Below are 15,872 nucleotides of genomic sequence, written 5' to 3'. Positions count from 1 at the left end.
GGGGGGCCGGAGCGCTCTGGGGGGCCTGAGCGATCTGGTCACGCACAGGCGCGACACCGCGTGACAGCACCCGCCTTTGACGTTCCCGCCGCGGCGGCCCCGGCTCCGGCCGGTACCGAGGTGGGCTGACCCGCGGTGTCGCGCAGCGTGGCGCGGGGCCGGCTCACCCCCCTGACCGGCTCGGGCTCCACCTTGTTGCCGGTGCTGAGATCGGTTGCGCCATGGGGCTTGAGGGCCGGCACGGCGGCGAGGTCGGTCTCCTCCGCGGACCCCGGCGCAGATTCCGGTTCGGCCCCGGGCCCGGGACGCGGCCCCGCGGTGAGTTCGGTGGTGAGCTCTGCGGTGAGTTCGGTGGTGACTTCTGCGCGGGCCGGTCGTGCCTCCGGCGTTGCGGCCGGCGCGCCGCTCGCCGGCGCCGTCACTCCCGGCCCGGTGTCGGACCGGGACCGGTCGCCGGCCGTCTCGAGCCGCTCCGCCGAGGTCTGCGGCGGCTGCTGAGCCTCGCGCTCCAACACCGAGTCGACGATGTCGCGGACCACGTTCGGCACATACCGCACGGCGGTGGTCACGACGTCGAGGATGCCGTCGCGCAATGCCTCGACGACCGTGACGACGTCGCCGGTGCGCAACGCCTGACCGAGGTTGTACAGCGCGGTCTGCGGCGCGACGAGCAGATCGCGGGTGCGGACGAACAGTGTGGTGGGCAGTGACGGAGTCCGGCTGACCTCCACCCCTGCCCAGGAGACCAGCGTCCAGCCCTCGTCCGGACTGCCCTCGATCACCACCGTCTCGGTGTTGCCGAGCGTGTGGGTCAGCATCAGCAGCAGATCGGGGTTGTCGACGTTCATCATCGTCCAGAACATGATCGTGCCGCCGTGCCCGAACACCACCGGGTTCTGCGTTTCGCCCGCCAGGTAGTCGGCGTGGATCTGACGCAGCGCGGCGTCCACCCGGGCGTCGAAGGCGTTGCCGTCCTCGGAGCCGAGCACCGGGATGAACCGCAAGCCCAACGCCCAGGCGATGCCCGGCAGGCCGTAGAGCAGTCGTTCGAGGCCGGAGTCGTCGCGCGCGCCCTCGAACCATCCACCCGGGATCTCCCGCATTCCCTCCAGCCGGGTGATCTCGGAGTCGTCGTCGGCGAAGTGGCGGGCGGTCTCCAGGGTGCGCAACAGCGGCGACGAGTAGGCCTTGTCGTGCCCGTTTCGTGCCAGGATCTCCGCGACGGCCGCCGCCTCGGCGTGCCCCCGTTCGGTCAGGCCCCGGCCCGGGATGTCGGTCTCGATGATGTGCGCGGCGTTCGCCTGCGATTCCCCGTGCCGTACGAACGTCACGGTCATCGACCATGCCGGAATCGCGGAGACGATGAACAACAGCGCCGCTGAGATCGCGGCCACCACCACACGGAGGATTCGACTGTCCCGCATCGGGCTGCTCCTTGTCCGGCCTGTGCGGCTCAGACCTTAACCCGCCGACGTGTCAAAAGGGCGCGAATCTGTAAAGCCCGGCGGTCAGGGCTCGCAGACCACCAGCGGGATCACCCGGTCGGTGGCGTCGCGGTAGCCGCGGTACGGCGGGTAGATGCGAGTCAACTCGGGCCAGTAGCGGTCCCGCTCGGCAGCGGTGGCATCACGGGCCACCAGATCCAGATGCCGGGCACCGATCTGGACGTGCACACGCGGGTTCGCCCTGAGGTTGCGGTACCACTGCGGGTGTTCGGATCGTCCGCCGAAGGAGGCCGGCAGGATCACCCGGTCGCCGTCGCGCAGGTACAACGTCGGTGTGGTGCGGGGTTCACCGGTTCTGCGGCCGATGGTGGTCAGCAGGGCGGCCGGGAACCACAGCAGCCGCGATCCCAGCACACCGTTGCTGCGCCGGTACACCCGGATGTGGCCGCGCGCGAAGTGCTTGAGCGCCGATGCCAGCCAGCGCGAATTGCGGATCCCGCGGGCGCTCACGGCTCCTGATTAGCCGCCGAGCGGGGCTCGCAAACCACCAGCGGGATCACCCGGTCGGTCCAGCGCTGGTAGTCCTCGAAGGTCGGATACATCGCGACCAGTTGCGGCCAGTAGCGCGCCCGTTCGGCTTCGGTGGCGTCGCGCGCGGTCAGTTCCAGCACCTCGCGGCGGATCTGCACCGACACCTCCGGGTTCGCCTTCAGGTTGAGGTACCACATCGGGTTCTTGTCGCTGCCGCCCCGCGACGCCGCCACGATGATCCGCTCGCCGTCGCGCAGGTACAGCAGCGGGCTGACCCGGGGCTGTCCGGTCTTGCGGCCGGTCGTGGTCAGCAGAGCCACCGGCGCCCTGAACATGGTGCCGCCGAGCCGGCCGCCGCTGGCCCGGTAGGCCCAGGTGTTGAGCCGGGCCATCCATTTGATGAACACATCGGCCCACGGCGAATTCAGGTTCGGCGGCGGTGACTTTGCCATGGCGGTCATCCTATGCTCGGGCGGTGGACATGGATTGCGGCAGCGGAACTTCCGATCCCGACATCACCGACGAGGTGCGCATCGCGGCGGCCGGGGCCTACATCGACGCGCTGGTCAGCCACCGCGCCGACGAGGTGCCGTTCGCGCCGGACTGCACCCGGGTGGAGAACGGCCTCAAGACCGGGTTCTCCGGGAATCACCTGCGCCGCAGCCTCAATCGCGGTCCGCAGTTCCGGGTCATCGCGGCCGCGACGGATCGGGAGTTCACCGTGGCGGGTGACGAGGTGCACGCCCGGTTCACCATCGTCACCAGGCCACGGGTGGCCGGCCGGCGGGTGGTCGCGCACGTCGAGGAGACATTCCTGATCCCCGACGGCACAATCCACCACATCCGGGCCCGGATCCGTCCCGGCATCCAGCGGGTCTAGCCGTCAGATGCGTTCGATGATGGTGCCGGTGGACAAGGCGCCGCCGGCGCACATGGTGATCAGCGCGGTGCTCTTGTCGGTGCGTTCCAGCTCGTGCAGCGCGGTGGTGATCAACCGGCTGCCGGTGCTGCCGACGGGGTGACCCAACGCGATCGCGCCGCCGTTGACGTTGACCCGGTCCATGTCCGGTTCGTGCACCCGGGCCCAGGACAGCACCACCGACGCGAACGCCTCGTTGATCTCGACGATGTCGATGTCGCCGATCTTCATGCCGGCCTTCTCCAACACCTTGGCGGTGGCCTGAACCGGGCCGTCGAGGTGGTAGTACGGTTCGGCGCCGACCAGCGCCTGGGCGACGATCCGGGCCCGCGGCTTCAGCCCGCGCGCCTTGGCGACGTCCTCGTCCATCAGCAGCACCGCCGCGGCGCCGTCGGAGATCTGCGACGACGTGCCCGCGGTGTGGATGCCGCCCTCGATGACCGGCTTGAGTCCGGCCAGCCCCTCCAGGGTGGTCTCCCGCAGGCCCTGGTCACGGCTGACCTGCTGCCGTTCGGAGGTGGGCTGCTTCAGCTCGTCGAGCACCGGGGCCTCGATCGGCGAGATCTCCCGGTCGAACCGGCCTTCCGCCCACGCCTGCTGCGCCTTGAGCTGCGACTGCAGACCGAACTGGTCGACGTCCTCACGGGTGATGCCGCGCCGCTTGGCGATCCGCTCGGCGGCCTCGAACTGGTTGGGCATGTCGATGTCCCAGGAGGCGGCGCGGATCTTGGAGCGGTCCGGCCCGGCGTTCTCGCCGAGGCCGACGCGGCTCATGGCCTCCACGCCGCAGGCGATGCCGATGTCGATGGCGCCGGCGGCGATCAGCCCGGCGATCAGGTGGTTGGCCTGTTGACCGCTGCCGCACTGGCAGTCCACCGTGGTGGCGCCGACGTGCTCGGGCAGGCCGGCGGTCAGCCATGCCACCCGGGTGATGTTGTTGGACTGCTCGCCGTACTGCGTGACGCAGCCGCCGATCACCTGTTCGACGTCGGCGGCTTGCAGCTCGCCCTGGCTCGCCGCCCTGTCGACGAGCGACTTCTGCACCGCGCCCAGCAGCTCGGTGGCGTGTAGACCTGACAACCACCCGTTGCGCTTACCGATGGGGCTGCGGGTGGCTTCGACAATGACCGGGTTACCCATTACCCCAGGCTAGAACACGTTTCATTAGCCTGACAAGCGGGGATGTGACCATGCCTTTGATCTGGGACGAAGGCATGTTTCAATGACACTAGAACACGTTGCAGTAAGGAGCACGCTCATGCCTTGCCCGAATCTGCCCAAGGGCTTCGATCCCCTCGATGCAGAACTGAACCTCAAGGGTCTGCCGGTCGCAGAACTCGCTGAACTGCGCAAGTCCGAGCCCATTCACTGGGTTGACGTGCCGGGTGGCACCGGCGGTTTCGGCGACAAAGGCTACTGGATAGTAACCAAGCACCGCGACGTCAAGGAGGTCTCGCGGCGCAGCGACGTCTTCGGCAGCTCGCCGGACGGCGCGATCCCGGTCTGGCCGCAGGACATGACCCGCGAGGCCATCGACGTGCAGCGCAACGTGCTGCTCAACATGGACGCACCGCAGCACACCCGGCTGCGCAAGATCATCTCGCGCGGGTTCACCCCGCGGGCGATCGGCCGGCTGGAGGACGAGCTGCGCGCCCGCGCCCAGAACATCGCCGAGGTCGCCCGCTCCCAGGAGCGCGGTGACTTCGTCGAGCAGGTGGCGTGCGAGCTGCCGTTGCAGGCGATCGCCGAGCTGCTCGGGGTGCCGCAGGACGACCGGGACAAGATCTTCCGCTGGTCCAATGAGATGACCGCCGGCGAGGACCCCGAGTACGCCCACATCGACCCGGCGATGTCCTCGGTCGAACTGATCCAGTACGCGATGGCGATGGCCGACGAGCGGATCAAGAACCCGACCGACGACATCGTCAGCAAGCTCGTCCACGCCGACATCGACGGGGAGAAGCTCTCCGAGGACGAGTTCGGCTTCTTCGTGGTGATGCTCGCGGTGGCCGGCAACGAGACCACCCGCAACTCGATCACCCACGGCATGATCGCGTTCTCGCAGAACCCCGATCAGTGGGAGCTGTACAAGCGGGAGCGCCCGGAGACCGCCGCCGACGAGATCGTGCGGTGGGCCACCCCGGTGTCGGCCTTCCAGCGCACCGCCCTCGAGGACGTCGAGCTCAGCGGTGTGAAGATCAAGAAGGGCGAGCGGGTCGTGATGTCCTACCGGTCGGCCAACTTCGACGAAGAGGTCTTCGAGGACCCGCACACGTTCAACATCCTGCGCGACCCGAATCCGCACGTCGGCTTCGGTGGCACCGGGGCGCACTACTGCATCGGGGCGAACCTGGCGAAGCTGACGATCAACCTGATGTTCAACGCGATCGCCGACCACATGCCCGATCTCACCCCGATCGGCACCCCGGAGCGGTTGAAGTCTGGTTGGCTCAACGGCATCAAGCACTGGCAGGTGGACTACACCGGCACGTGCCCGGTCGCCAAGTAGCGTCACAGGCGCGCTCGTTTCAAGGAGGAATCGGGTGGACTTCAGTCCGAACGAGGGGCAGCAGGCTGTCGCCGACGTGGTCACCTCGGTCCTGAGCCGGGAAACCAGTTGGGACGCACTGGTGTCCGGCGGTGTCGCTGCCCTTCCGGTGCCGGAACGGCTGGGCGGCGACGGTGTCGGCCTCGCCGAGGTCGCCACCGCGCTCACCGAGATCGGCCGCCACGGTGCGGTGGGTCCGGCACTGGCCACGTTGGGGCTGGCGGTCACGCCGCTGCTCGAGCTGGCCTCCGAGGAACAGCAGGACCGCTACCTCGCCGGCGTCGCCGAGGGCGCGATCCTGACCGCCGCGCTCAATGAGCCCGGGGCGGCGCTGCCCGACCGGCCGGCCACCAGCCTGCGCGGCGGAAAGCTCAACGGCACCAAGGTCGCCGTCGGTTACGCGGCGCAGGCCCAGTGGATGGTGGTGAGCACCGACGCCGGTGTGGTGGTGGTGTCGCCGAACGCCGCCGGCGTGCAGATCACCAAGTCGCCGACCGCCAACGGCACCGACGAATACTCGGTCACGTTCACCGACGTCGAGGTGCCCGACGCCGATGTGCTCGACGGCGCGACGGTGGCTCGGCTGAACCAGTACGCGCTCGCGGCGATCGGCGCCTACGCGGCCGGGCTGGTCGCCGGTGCGCTGCGGCTGACCGCGGATTACGTCGCCAACCGGGAGCAGTTCGGTAAACCGCTGTCCACCTTCCAGACCGTCGCCGCCCACCTCGCCGAGGTCTACATCGCCTCGCGCACACTGGATCTGGCGTCGACGTCGGTGATCTGGCGGCTGTCCGAGGGGCCGGCCGACGATCCGCAGACTCGGGAGGATCTGGCCGTGCTCGGGTACTGGCTGGCGGCCGAGGCGCCACCGGTGATGCAACTGTGCCACCACCTGCACGGCGGGATGGGTATGGACATCGACTATCCGATGGACCGCTACTACTCGACCATCAAGGATCTGACCCGCCTGGTGGGTGGCCCGTCGCGGTGTCTGGATCGCCTCGGGGGCCTGGATCTGGCGGATGCCGCCGTGGGCGGCCGGGGGCCAGGGGACGACGGGAACTGAGATGTACATCGAACTGACTCCGGAACAGAAGAAACTGCAGGCCGAACTGCGCGAATACTTCGCCAACCTCATCTCGCCCGAGGAGCGCAGGGCGATGGAGGTCGACCGGCACAACGAGGCCTACCGCGCGGTGATCCGGCGGATGGGCGCCGACGGCAAGCTCGGTGTGGGGTGGCCCAAGGAGTTCGGCGGGCTCGGTTACGGCCCGGTCGAGCAGAGCATCTTCGTCAATGAGGCGGCCCGGGCGGATGTCCCGCTGCCGGCGGTGACCCTGCAGACGGTCGGCCCGACGCTGCAGGTGTACGGCACCGAGGAACAGAAGAAGAAGTTCCTGCCCGCGATCCTGGCCGGTGAAGTGCACTTCGCGATCGGCTACACCGAACCCGAGGCTGGCACCGACCTGGCGTCGCTGCGCACCACCGCCGTGCGGCGAAAGGAGGGGTCTGCCGAGTATTACCTGGTCAACGGGCAGAAGGTGTTCACCACCGGTGCCCACGACGCAGACTACATCTGGCTGGCCTGCCGTACCGACCCGAATGCGGCCAAGCACAAGGGCATTTCGATCCTGATCGTCGACACCAAGGATCCGGGCTACTCCTGGACGCCGATGATCCTGTCCGACGGAGCCCACCACACCAACGCCACCTACTACAACGACGTGCGCGTCCCGGCCGACATGCTCGTCGGCGAGGAGAACGGTGGCTGGAAGCTGATCACCACCCAGCTCAACCACGAGCGGGTGATGCTGGGGCCGGCGGGCAAGGTGGCCGGGATCTACGACAAGGTGCACGCCTGGGCGACCAAACCCGGCCCCTCCGGCGGGGCCCCGATCGACGACGCCAACGTGCGCCGGATCCTTGGTGAGATCCGGGCGATCTGGCGGATCAACGAACTGCTCAACTGGCAGGTCGCCGCGGCCGGTGAGACGATCGCCGTCGCCGACGCGGCCGCCACCAAGGTGTTCTCCACCGAGCGGATTCAGAAGGTCGGCCGGCTCGCCGAGGAGATCGTCGGCGGATACGGCGACCCGGCCGATCCGGAGACCGCCGAACTGCTGGACTGGCTGGACAAGCAGACCAAACGCAACCTCGTCATCACCTTCGGTGGCGGGGTCAACGAGGTGATGCGGGAGATGATCGCCGCGTCCGGGCTGAAGGTTCCGAGGGTGCCACGGTAGATGAGTGAATTGCAGTCGGCCATCGACGAAATCAAGGCGGCGGGGACGAGCGCACCGCGCAAGGGCCGCGACCCGGTGAACCAGCCGATGATTCACCACTGGGTGGACGCGATCGGCGACAGGAACCCGATCTACGTCGACGACGAGGCGGCCAGGGCGGTCGGCCATCCGGGTGTGGTGGCGCCACCGGCGATGATCCAGGTGTGGACCATGGGCGGGCTCGGCGAGGGCCGCCCGGACGACGATCCGCTGTCGAAGATGATGCGGTTGTTCGACGACGCCGGGTTCGTCGGAGTGGTCGCCACCAACTGCGACCAGACCTACCACCGGTATCTGCGCCCCGGCGAAGAGGTGACCATCAACGCCGAGATCACCGATGTCATCGGGCCGAAGCAGACCGCGTTGGGTGAGGGCTACTTCATCAACCAGCACATCACCTGGCAGGTCGACGGCGGTGAGACCGTCGCCGAGATGGACTGGCGCATCATGAAGTTCCGGCCCCGGGAGAAGACCACCGGACCGGTGGTCCCCGACGACCTGGACCCGGAGAAGCTGATGCGCCCGGCGCCGTCCCGCGACACCCAGTTCTTCTGGGACGGGGTCAACGCCCACGAGCTGCGCATCCAGCGCCTCCCGGACGGCACGCTGCAGCATCCCCCGGTGCCCGCGGTGTGGCAGGACAAGTCCGAGGAGGTGGACTACGTCGTCGCCGGCGGCCGGGGCACGGTGTTCAGTTTCGTGGTGCACCATGCCCCGAAGGTCCCGGGCCGCACCCTGCCGTTCGTCATCGCGCTGGTGGAGCTGGACGAGGGGGTGCGGATGCTCGGTGAACTCCGCAACGTCGATCCGGCGGCCGTGCAGATCGGCATGCCGGTGCGGGTGATGTTCATCGACCTGCCCGAAACCGAGAGTGGTCCGAGTTGGACGCTGTACGCCTGGGAGCCGGACACATGAGCACACCCGTCGTCGAGGTGGGCACCAAGCTGCCCGAACTGAAAATCCATGCCGATCCGACGTTCATCGTGTCGACGGCGTTGGCCACCCGCGACTTCCAGGACGTGCACCACGACCGGGACAAGGCGCAGGCCAAGGGTTCCAAGGACATCTTCGTCAACATCCTCACCGACACCGGGCTGGTGCAGCGGTATCTGACCGACTGGGCGGGCCCGGCGGCGCGGATCAAGTCGATCAAGCTGCGGCTCGGGGTGCCGTGGTACGCCTACGACACCGTCACGTTCACCGGCGAGGTCACCGACGTGGTGGACGGCCTGGTGACGGTGAAGGTGGTGGGTTCCAACAGCCTGGGCGACCACATCATCGCGACCACGACTCTGACCATGGGAGAGAGCTGATGTTGTCCGGTAAAGCCGCCATCGTCGGCATCGGCGCAACCGACTTCTCGAAGGACTCCGGGCGCAGTGAACTGCGGCTGGCGGCCGAGGCCGTGCTCGACGCGCTGAACGACGCCGGGCTGACTCCCGCCGACGTCGACGGTCTGACCACCTTCACCATGGACACCAACACCGAGGTGGCGGTGGCCCGCGCGGTGGGCATTCCGGAACTGAAGTTCTTCTCCAAGATCCACTACGGCGGCGGTGCGGCCTGCGCCACCGTGCAGCAGGCCGCGATGGCGGTGGCCACCGGGGTGGCCGACGTGGTGGTGGCCTACCGGGCCTTCAACGAACGGTCCGGAATGCGGTTCGGGCAGGTGCAGACCCGGCTGATCACCGGGGCGGATTCCACCAGCGTGGACAACAGCTTCTCCTACCCGCACGGGCTGTCCACGCCGGCCGCGCAGGTGGCGATGATCGCGCGCCGGTACATGCATCTGTCCGGGGCGACCAGCCGGGACTTCGGTGTCATCTCGGTGGCCGACCGCAAGCATGCGGCCAAGAACCCGAAGGCCTACTTCTACCAGAAGCCGATCACCATCGAGGATCACCAGAACTCGCGGTGGATCGCCGAACCGTTGCGGCTGCTGGACTGCTGCCAGGAGACCGACGGCGCGGTGGCCATCGTGGTCACGTCGGTGGAGCGGGCGAGGGATCTCAAGCACCGGCCGGTGGTCGTCGAGGCGGCAGCGCAGGGCTCCAGCGCCGACCAGTACACGATGACCAGCTACTACCGGCCCGAGTTGGACGGGCTGCCGGAGATGGGGCTGGTCGGCAGGCAGCTGTGGGCGCAGTCCGGGCTGACCCCCGACGACATCCAGACCGCGGTGCTCTACGACCACTTCACCCCGTTCACCCTGATCCAGCTGGAGGAGCTGGGCTTCTGCGGCAAGGGTGAGGCCAAGGACTTCATCGCCGACGGGGCGATCGAGATCGGCGGCCGGCTGCCCATCAACACTCACGGCGGTCAGCTGGGGGAGGCCTACATCCACGGCATGAACGGCATCGCCGAGGGCGTGCGTCAGCTGCGCGGCACCTCGGTCAACCAGGTCGACAACGTCGAACACGTGTTGGTGACCGCGGGCACCGGGGTGCCGACATCCGGGCTGATCCTGGGCTGACGGACCGGTCCCACGGACCGAAAAGGAAAGCCGTTGCGGAAGATCCGCAACGGCTTTCCTTTCATGGCAGCTGTGCTCAGGCCGGGACCAGCTCCACACCCGACAGCACCACTTCGTCGCCACGCTCCGGCACCGTGACGACGGCGACGTAACGGTCGTCTTCCTTCCAGACGTTGGCCTGCAGCGTCTCACCCGGGTAGACCACCCCGGCGAACCGGGCGCCGTAGGAGCGCATCCGGCTGACGTCACCGTCGAGGAAGTGGTCCACGATGCCCTTGCACGCGATGCCGTAGGTGCACAGCCCGTGCAGGATCGGCCGCGGAAAGCCCATCGCCGCAGCGAACTCCGGGTCCGAATGCAGCGGGTTGCGGTCGCCGCACAGCCGGTACAGCAGTGCCTGCTGGGGCAGGGTGGGCAGGGTGACCTTGGCGTCCGGGGCGCGGTCGGGCGGCGCGGTGTTGGTCGACGGTCCACGCTCACCGCCGAACCCGCCCTCGCCGCGGGCGTAGATCGAGCGCCTCTGGGTCCACAGCAGCGTGCCGTCCGGATCGGTGACGGTGGTCTCCGACCAGATCACCGCTGCCTTGCCCTTGTCCCAGATCTCGGTGAACTTCTGCACCGCGCGACCGGTCCCACTGGGCGGCAGCGGCGCCGGCACGCTGATCGCCTCCGAGGCGTGCAGCACCTTGTTCAGCTCGATGTCGATCCCCGGGAACTTCACCTGCGGCGGCTCGGTCATGTGGAAGCTGGCCGCGACGTTGCCGAAGGTGGGCAGCACCTGCGGGGTGCCGTCGGTGAGGTAGCGCAGCTCGCGCGGGTCCATCGGGTCGGCGCCGGCGCCCAGCGCCAGGTGATAGAGCTGGACATCGCTGCTGGTCCAGGAGAATTCGATGGGATCCAGTTCGGCGCCGAGTGCTTCGTCGAGATTGATGGGCATCGTCAACTCTTTCCAGGGTCAGATGTCGCGGTGGCGGCTCCGGCCACATGCAGGGCCGCGAGGTAACCGAAGGTCATGGCCGGGCCGATGGTGCCGCCCGGGCCGGGATAGGTGTGCCCCATCACCGGCGAACTGACATTACCTGCGGCGTAGAGACCGTCGATCACCGAGCCGTCGTCGCGCAGCGCGCGGCCGTGCACGTCGGTGCGGATGCCGCCCTTGGTGCCCAGGTCGCCCGGCACCATCTTGGCCGCGTAGAACGGCGCCTGATCGATCTCGCCCAGGTTCGGGTTGGGCTTGTTGGTCGGGTCACCGTAGTACCGGTCGTAGGCGCTCTCGCCGCGGCGGAAGTCCTGGTCCACCCCGGCGCGCGCGAACCCGTTGAACCGCTCGACGGTGGCGAGGAAGTCCTGCTCGGGAACCCCGATCCGGGCGGCCAGCTCGGCGAGGGTGTCGGCCTTGACGATCACGCCGGAGTCCAGCCACTTCTTCGGGATCCGCTGTCCCGGCTGCAATCCCGCGAACAGATAACGATCCCGGTAGCGCTGGTCGAAGATCAGCCAGGCAGGGATGTTCTCGCCCGGGCCGGGGCCCTGACCGTATTCGCCGCCGTACATGTGGTGGCAGGCCTCGACATACGGCATCGACTCGTTCATGAACCGCTTGCCGGCCATGTTGACGATGATCGAGCCGGGCGAGTTGCGTTCGGACAGGGCGAACCACGGCGCACCGGGCAGCGGGATGGTCGGACCCCACCAGGCGTCCTCCATGATCTCCAGTGCGGCGCCGAGCTTCTCGGCGGCGAGGATGCCGTCACCGGTGTTGGCCTTGGCGCCCACCGTCCATTCGGTGGTGATCGGCGGGCGCTGATACTTGACCCGCATCTGCTCGTTGTGCTCGAACCCGCCGGATCCGAGGATGACGCCGCGGCGGGCGCGGATCAGCCGGGGCTCGGCGGATTCGGGGTCCCTGGCGTCCACCACGTAGATGCCGCGGACCACGCCGTCCTCGACGTACAGGTCGGTCATCGCGGTGTTGAGCAGCAGCGGAACGCCGGCCTCGCGCAGGCCGATCCGCAGCGGCGCGATGAGCGCCCGGCCCATGCCGACCAGGTTCTTGCCGGTGGCGTTGGCCCACATCGAGCGGATGCCCACCTTGAGGCTGCGCAGCACACCGCGCGGGTGCCGCTTGAGCTGGTTCAGCCGGACGTAGTCCTGCTGCATGACCACCATGTTCATCGGCACCTTGCCGTACGGCGGTTCCAGCGTGTCCATGTCCGGGCCGAGCTTCTTGGCGTCGAACGGCCTGGGTTCCACCGAGCGGCCGGTGGGCTTGCCGCCCGGGGTCTCCGGGTAGTAGTCCGAGTACCCGGGCACCCAGCACAGCTTCAGCGGGGTGTGCTTGAGCACGAACGACAGCATCTCCGGGCCGCGGTCCAGGTAGGTGTCGATCTTCTCCGCCGGGACCACGTCGCCGACGATCGCGTGCAGGTATCTGCGGGCCTCTTCGGGGGTGTCGGTGACCCCGTCACGCTTGAGCACTTCGTTGTTCGGGATCCACACCCCACCCCCGGACCGGGCAGTGGAGCCGCCGTAGTGCGGCGCCTTCTCCACGACTACTGTGGATAGGCCCTGGTGAGCGGCGGTAAGCGCGGCGACCATGCCGGCAGCGCCGCTGCCCACCACGACGACATCGAACTCCTGACCAGTCATGTAGAACACGTTATAGAATTGCCCGGCATTCAAACAACTGAGGCACAATCCGCCCGGTTGAGGAAACGGGCCGAGGACGAAGGAAAGTAGCGCGTATGCTCAGTGCCCAGGTCCGTGAACAGTTGGCGGCCGAACTCGCACAAGCCGAACGCAGCCGCGTTCCGATCACGCCGCTGACCGATCGGCACCCCGGCATCGATGTCGTCGATGCCTACGAGATCCAGCTGATCAACATCCGGCAGCGGGTCGCCGAAGGTGCCCGCGTGGTGGGACACAAGGTTGGCCTGTCCAGCGAGGCCATGCAGAAGATGATGGGTGTGGACGAACCGGACTACGGGCATCTGCTCGACGATATGCAGGTGTTCGAGGACAAGCCGGTGAAATCCGCGAACTACCTGTATCCGCGGGTCGAGGTCGAGGTGGGTTTCATCCTGGCCGCCGATCTGCCGGGGGCGGACTGCACGGAGGAGGACGTGCTGGCCGCGACCGAGGCGTTCGCGCCGGCGATCGAGCTGATCGACACCCGCATCACCGACTGGAAGATCAAGCTGTGCGACACCATCGCCGACAACGCCTCCTCGGCCGGTTGGGTGCTCGGTGAGGCGCGGGTGTCGCCCGAGGAGATCGACATCACGACCATCGAGGCCACGCTGACCAACAACGGCGAGGTCGTCGCGCAGGGCCGCAGCGATGCGGTGCTGGGCAATCCGGTGACCGCGGTGGCCTGGCTGGCGCGCAAGGTGGACAGCTTCGGCGTGCGGCTGAAGGCCGGCGACATCGTGTTGCCGGGCTCGTGCACACGTGCGATAGACGCACCTGCCGGCAGCCATTTCGTCGCCGACTTCAGCGGACTAGGTTCGGTTCAGCTGAGCTTCGAATGACGGTGAACGACGACTTCTGAACGACGTTTCATTACTGAGGGGATCGCAATGACAGCCACGACGGGCCGCAAACTCCAGGCCGCGATCGTCGGGTCCGGGAACATCAGCACCGACCTGCTGTACAAACTGCTGCGGTCGGATTGGCTGGAACCGCGGTGGATGATCGGCATCGATCCCGCCTCCGAGGGGCTGGCCAGAGCCCGCAAGCTCGGCCTGGAGACCTCCCACGAGGGTGTCGACTGGCTGTTCGCCCAGGACGAGAAACCCGACATCGTGTTCGAGGCGACCAGCGCCTATGTGCACCGGGAGGCGGCTCCCCGCTACGCCGAGGCCGGGATCCGGGCGATCGACCTGACCCCGGCCGCCGTCGGCCCCGGCGTCATTCCCCCGGCCAATCTGCGCGAGCATCTCGACGCACCGAACGTCAACATGGTCACCTGCGGCGGGCAGGCCACCATCCCGATCGTGCATGCCGTCGTCCGGGCGGTGGCCGCGCACGGCGGGACCGTGCCGTATGCGGAGATCGTGGCCAGCGTGGCCAGTGTGTCGGCGGGGCCGGGCACCCGGGCCAACATCGACGAGTTCACCAAGACCACCAGCAAGGGTGTGGAGACGATCGGCGGCGCCCAGCGCGGGAAGGCGATCATCATCCTCAACCCGGCCGAGCCGCCGATGATCATGCGCGACACCATTTTCTGCGCGATCCCGGAGGACGCCGACCACGACGCGATCACCGAGTCGATCCACGATGTGGTCGCCGAGGTGCAGACCTACGTGCCCGGCTACCGGTTGCTCAACGAACCGCAGTTCGACGAGCCGTCGGTGGTGAACGGGGGCAACCACCTGGTCACCACCTTCATCGAAGTGGAGGGTGCGGGAGATTACCTGCCGCCCTACGCTGGGAATCTGGACATCATGACCGCCGCGGCCACCAAGGTGGGCGAGGAGATCGCCAGGGAGTCGCTGACAGCCACGGCAGGAGGCCAGGCATGACGACCGACATTTTCTTCAACCCGGTCTGGGACGTGCGGATCACCGACACGTCACTGCGGGACGGGTCGCACCACAAACGGCATCAGTTCACCAAGGACGAGGTGCGCTCGATCGTCGCGGCGCTGGACACCGCGGGTGTCCCGGTCATCGAGGTGACCCACGGCGACGGGCTGGGCGGATCGAGCTTCAACTACGGGTTCTCCAAGACCCCGGAGCAGGAGCTGATCAAGCTGGCCGCCGAGACGGCCAAGGAATCCAAGATCGCGTTCCTGATGCTGCCGGGGGTCGGCACCAAGGACGACATCAAGGAGGCGCAGGACAACGGCGGTTCGATCTGCCGGATCGCCACCCACTGCACCGAGGCCGATGTGTCGATCCAGCACTTCGGGCTGGCCCGCGAACTGGGCCTGGAGACCGTGGGTTTTTTGATGATGGCCCACACCATTCCGCCGGAGAAGCTCGCCGAGCAGGCCCGGATCATGGCCGACGCCGGCTGTCAGTGCGTCTATGTCGTCGACTCCGCGGGTGCGCTGGTGCTCGAGGGGGTGCGGGACCGGGTGGCCGCGCTGGTGGCCGAACTCGGTGACGACGCCCAGGTGGGCTTCCACGGCCATGAGAACCTGGGGCTGGGTGTCGCCAACAGCGTCGAGGCGGTGCGCGCCGGCGCCAAACAGATCGACGGATCCTGCCGCCGGTTCGGTGCCGGCGCCGGGAACGCGCCGGTGGAGGCGCTGATCGGGGTGTTCGACAAGGTCGGCGTCAAGACCGGGATCGACTTCTTCGACATCGCCGACGCCGCCGAGGAGGTCGTCGCACCGGCGATGCCGTCCGAATGCCTGCTCGACCGCAACGCCCTGATCATGGGCTACTCGGGCGTGTACTCCAGCTTCCTCAAGCACGCCATTCGCCAGTCCGAACGCTACGGGGTGCCCGCGCACCAACTGCTGCACCGCGCGGGCCAGCGCAAGCTGATCGGCGGTCAGGAGGATCAGCTCATCGACATCGCGCTGGAGATCAAGCGCGAACTGGAGGAGCAGGCCGGGAGCACGGCCTAGCAGACGAGCGCGTTGCGTAACGCTGTGGCGGTGTGAACGCCGATTTCCCGCCACACCGTTACACAAATCCGCCTGCGCGGCGCGAATCGAGTAGCG

The 15,872-nt window shown here is 67.9% G+C and carries 16 protein-coding genes; 10 read left to right on the top strand and 6 right to left on the bottom strand.

Annotated features, from left to right (window positions below; all coding sequences use genetic code 11):
* Positions 1–38: 38 nt before the first annotated feature.
* The 3 genes from CKW28_RS20240 to CKW28_RS20230 form a co-directional block, all read right to left on the bottom strand.
* A complete protein-coding gene (locus tag CKW28_RS20240; RefSeq protein WP_081475527.1) occupies positions 39–1,424 on the bottom strand; it encodes a histidine phosphatase family protein in 1,386 nt (461 codons plus the stop codon).
* An 84-nt stretch (positions 1,425–1,508) separates the two neighbouring features.
* Entirely contained in the window at positions 1,509–1,955 is a 447-nt protein-coding gene (locus CKW28_RS20235) for a nitroreductase family deazaflavin-dependent oxidoreductase (RefSeq protein ID WP_003926357.1), read from the bottom strand.
* Positions 1,952–2,428 (bottom strand): nitroreductase family deazaflavin-dependent oxidoreductase, encoded by a 477-nt coding sequence (locus tag CKW28_RS20230; protein WP_003926356.1) that lies wholly within the window; start codon positions 2,426–2,428, stop codon positions 1,952–1,954. Before CKW28_RS20230 ends, CKW28_RS20235 begins: the two co-directional genes overlap by 4 nt.
* A gap of 29 nt (positions 2,429–2,457) precedes the next feature.
* On the opposite strand from CKW28_RS20230, the gene CKW28_RS20225 reads away from it, so the two are divergent.
* Positions 2,458–2,856 carry a DUF8021 domain-containing protein gene (locus CKW28_RS20225; RefSeq protein ID WP_003926355.1) on the top strand — a complete coding sequence of 133 codons (399 nt, stop codon included), beginning with the start codon at positions 2,458–2,460 and terminating at the stop codon, positions 2,854–2,856.
* A 3-nt stretch (positions 2,857–2,859) separates the two neighbouring features.
* On the opposite strand, the gene CKW28_RS20220 is transcribed toward CKW28_RS20225, so the two are convergent.
* Positions 2,860–4,035 (bottom strand): steroid 3-ketoacyl-CoA thiolase, encoded by a 1,176-nt coding sequence (locus tag CKW28_RS20220; RefSeq protein WP_003926354.1) that lies wholly within the window; start codon positions 4,033–4,035, stop codon positions 2,860–2,862.
* Positions 4,036–4,153: 118 nt separating this feature from the next.
* On the opposite strand from CKW28_RS20220, the gene CKW28_RS20215 reads away from it, so the two are divergent.
* The 6 genes from CKW28_RS20215 to ltp2 are packed head-to-tail and all read left to right on the top strand — an operon-like array spanning position 4,154 to position 10,198.
* The gene (locus CKW28_RS20215; protein WP_003926353.1) at positions 4,154–5,404 is read left to right on the top strand and encodes a cytochrome P450; all 1,251 of its coding nucleotides are present in this window, start codon (positions 4,154–4,156) and stop codon (positions 5,402–5,404) included.
* A 34-nt stretch (positions 5,405–5,438) separates the two neighbouring features.
* Positions 5,439–6,509 carry an acyl-CoA dehydrogenase family protein gene (locus CKW28_RS20210; RefSeq protein WP_003926352.1) on the top strand — a complete coding sequence of 357 codons (1,071 nt, stop codon included), beginning with the start codon at positions 5,439–5,441 and terminating at the stop codon, positions 6,507–6,509.
* Position 6,510: 1 nt separating this feature from the next.
* Positions 6,511–7,686 (top strand): acyl-CoA dehydrogenase FadE29, encoded by a 1,176-nt coding sequence (fadE29, locus tag CKW28_RS20205; RefSeq protein ID WP_003926351.1) that lies wholly within the window; start codon positions 6,511–6,513, stop codon positions 7,684–7,686.
* The gene (locus CKW28_RS20200) at positions 7,687–8,640 is read left to right on the top strand and encodes a bifunctional MaoC family dehydratase N-terminal/OB-fold nucleic acid binding domain-containing protein (protein ID WP_003926350.1); all 954 of its coding nucleotides are present in this window, start codon (positions 7,687–7,689) and stop codon (positions 8,638–8,640) included.
* Entirely contained in the window at positions 8,637–9,038 is a 402-nt protein-coding gene (locus tag CKW28_RS20195) for a MaoC family dehydratase (protein ID WP_003926349.1), read from the top strand. Before CKW28_RS20200 ends, CKW28_RS20195 begins: the two co-directional genes overlap by 4 nt.
* Entirely contained in the window at positions 9,038–10,198 is a 1,161-nt protein-coding gene (gene ltp2, locus CKW28_RS20190; RefSeq protein WP_003926348.1) for a 17-hydroxy-3-oxo-4-pregnene-20-carboxyl-CoA lyase, read from the top strand. The genes CKW28_RS20195 and ltp2 overlap by 1 nt, the downstream gene beginning before the upstream one ends.
* A gap of 76 nt (positions 10,199–10,274) precedes the next feature.
* Here the strand turns inward: ltp2 and CKW28_RS20185 are convergent, their stop codons facing one another.
* Positions 10,275–11,135 carry an enoyl-CoA hydratase ChsH3 gene (locus tag CKW28_RS20185; protein WP_003926347.1) on the bottom strand — a complete coding sequence of 287 codons (861 nt, stop codon included), beginning with the start codon at positions 11,133–11,135 and terminating at the stop codon, positions 10,275–10,277.
* Between the two features lie 2 nt (positions 11,136–11,137).
* Positions 11,138–12,847, bottom strand: coding sequence for a 3-oxosteroid 1-dehydrogenase (gene kstD, locus CKW28_RS20180; RefSeq protein ID WP_040547667.1), 1,710 nt, complete (start codon positions 12,845–12,847; stop codon positions 11,138–11,140).
* Positions 12,848–12,942: 95 nt separating this feature from the next.
* On the opposite strand from kstD, the gene CKW28_RS20175 reads away from it, so the two are divergent.
* Genes CKW28_RS20175 through dmpG form a run of 3 tightly spaced genes read left to right on the top strand, consistent with a single transcriptional unit; the run spans position 12,943 to position 15,776 of the window.
* Positions 12,943–13,728 carry a 2-keto-4-pentenoate hydratase gene (locus CKW28_RS20175; protein ID WP_003926345.1) on the top strand — a complete coding sequence of 262 codons (786 nt, stop codon included), beginning with the start codon at positions 12,943–12,945 and terminating at the stop codon, positions 13,726–13,728.
* 48 nt (positions 13,729–13,776) lie between these two features.
* Positions 13,777–14,721: an acetaldehyde dehydrogenase (acetylating) gene (locus CKW28_RS20170; protein ID WP_003926344.1), complete on the top strand. Its 945-nt coding sequence runs from the start codon at positions 13,777–13,779 to the stop codon at positions 14,719–14,721.
* On the top strand, positions 14,718–15,776 hold the full coding sequence (gene dmpG / locus CKW28_RS20165; RefSeq protein ID WP_003926343.1) for a 4-hydroxy-2-oxovalerate aldolase: 1,059 nt from the start codon (positions 14,718–14,720) through the stop codon (positions 15,774–15,776). Before CKW28_RS20170 ends, dmpG begins: the two co-directional genes overlap by 4 nt.
* The last annotated feature ends 96 nt before the right edge of the window (positions 15,777–15,872 follow it).

The sequence above is a fragment of the Mycolicibacterium thermoresistibile genome (genome assembly GCF_900187065.1).
Classification (GTDB): domain Bacteria; phylum Actinomycetota; class Actinomycetes; order Mycobacteriales; family Mycobacteriaceae; genus Mycobacterium; species Mycobacterium thermoresistibile.
Note: the sequence above shows the minus strand (reverse complement) of the source record. Positions and strands in the feature narration are given on the sequence as shown.

Coding starts and splice junctions, on each gene's coding strand:
- CKW28_RS20195 (WP_003926349.1), top strand. CDS start 8,637: ATGAGCACACCCGTCGTCGAGGTGGGCACCAAGCTGCCCGAACTGAAA.
- CKW28_RS20225 (WP_003926355.1), top strand. CDS start 2,458: ATGGATTGCGGCAGCGGAACTTCCGATCCCGACATCACCGACGAGGTG.
- CKW28_RS20220 (WP_003926354.1), bottom strand. CDS start 4,035: ATGGGTAACCCGGTCATTGTCGAAGCCACCCGCAGCCCCATCGGTAAG.
- CKW28_RS20200 (WP_003926350.1), top strand. CDS start 7,687: ATGAGTGAATTGCAGTCGGCCATCGACGAAATCAAGGCGGCGGGGACG.
- fadE29 (WP_003926351.1), top strand. CDS start 6,511: ATGTACATCGAACTGACTCCGGAACAGAAGAAACTGCAGGCCGAACTG.
- kstD (WP_040547667.1), bottom strand. CDS start 12,847: ATGACTGGTCAGGAGTTCGATGTCGTCGTGGTGGGCAGCGGCGCTGCC.
- CKW28_RS20175 (WP_003926345.1), top strand. CDS start 12,943: ATGCTCAGTGCCCAGGTCCGTGAACAGTTGGCGGCCGAACTCGCACAA.
- CKW28_RS20215 (WP_003926353.1), top strand. CDS start 4,154: ATGCCTTGCCCGAATCTGCCCAAGGGCTTCGATCCCCTCGATGCAGAA.
- CKW28_RS20230 (WP_003926356.1), bottom strand. CDS start 2,428: ATGGCAAAGTCACCGCCGCCGAACCTGAATTCGCCGTGGGCCGATGTG.
- CKW28_RS20240 (WP_081475527.1), bottom strand. CDS start 1,424: ATGCGGGACAGTCGAATCCTCCGTGTGGTGGTGGCCGCGATCTCAGCG.
- dmpG (WP_003926343.1), top strand. CDS start 14,718: ATGACGACCGACATTTTCTTCAACCCGGTCTGGGACGTGCGGATCACC.
- CKW28_RS20170 (WP_003926344.1), top strand. CDS start 13,777: ATGACAGCCACGACGGGCCGCAAACTCCAGGCCGCGATCGTCGGGTCC.
- CKW28_RS20185 (WP_003926347.1), bottom strand. CDS start 11,135: ATGCCCATCAATCTCGACGAAGCACTCGGCGCCGAACTGGATCCCATC.
- ltp2 (WP_003926348.1), top strand. CDS start 9,038: ATGTTGTCCGGTAAAGCCGCCATCGTCGGCATCGGCGCAACCGACTTC.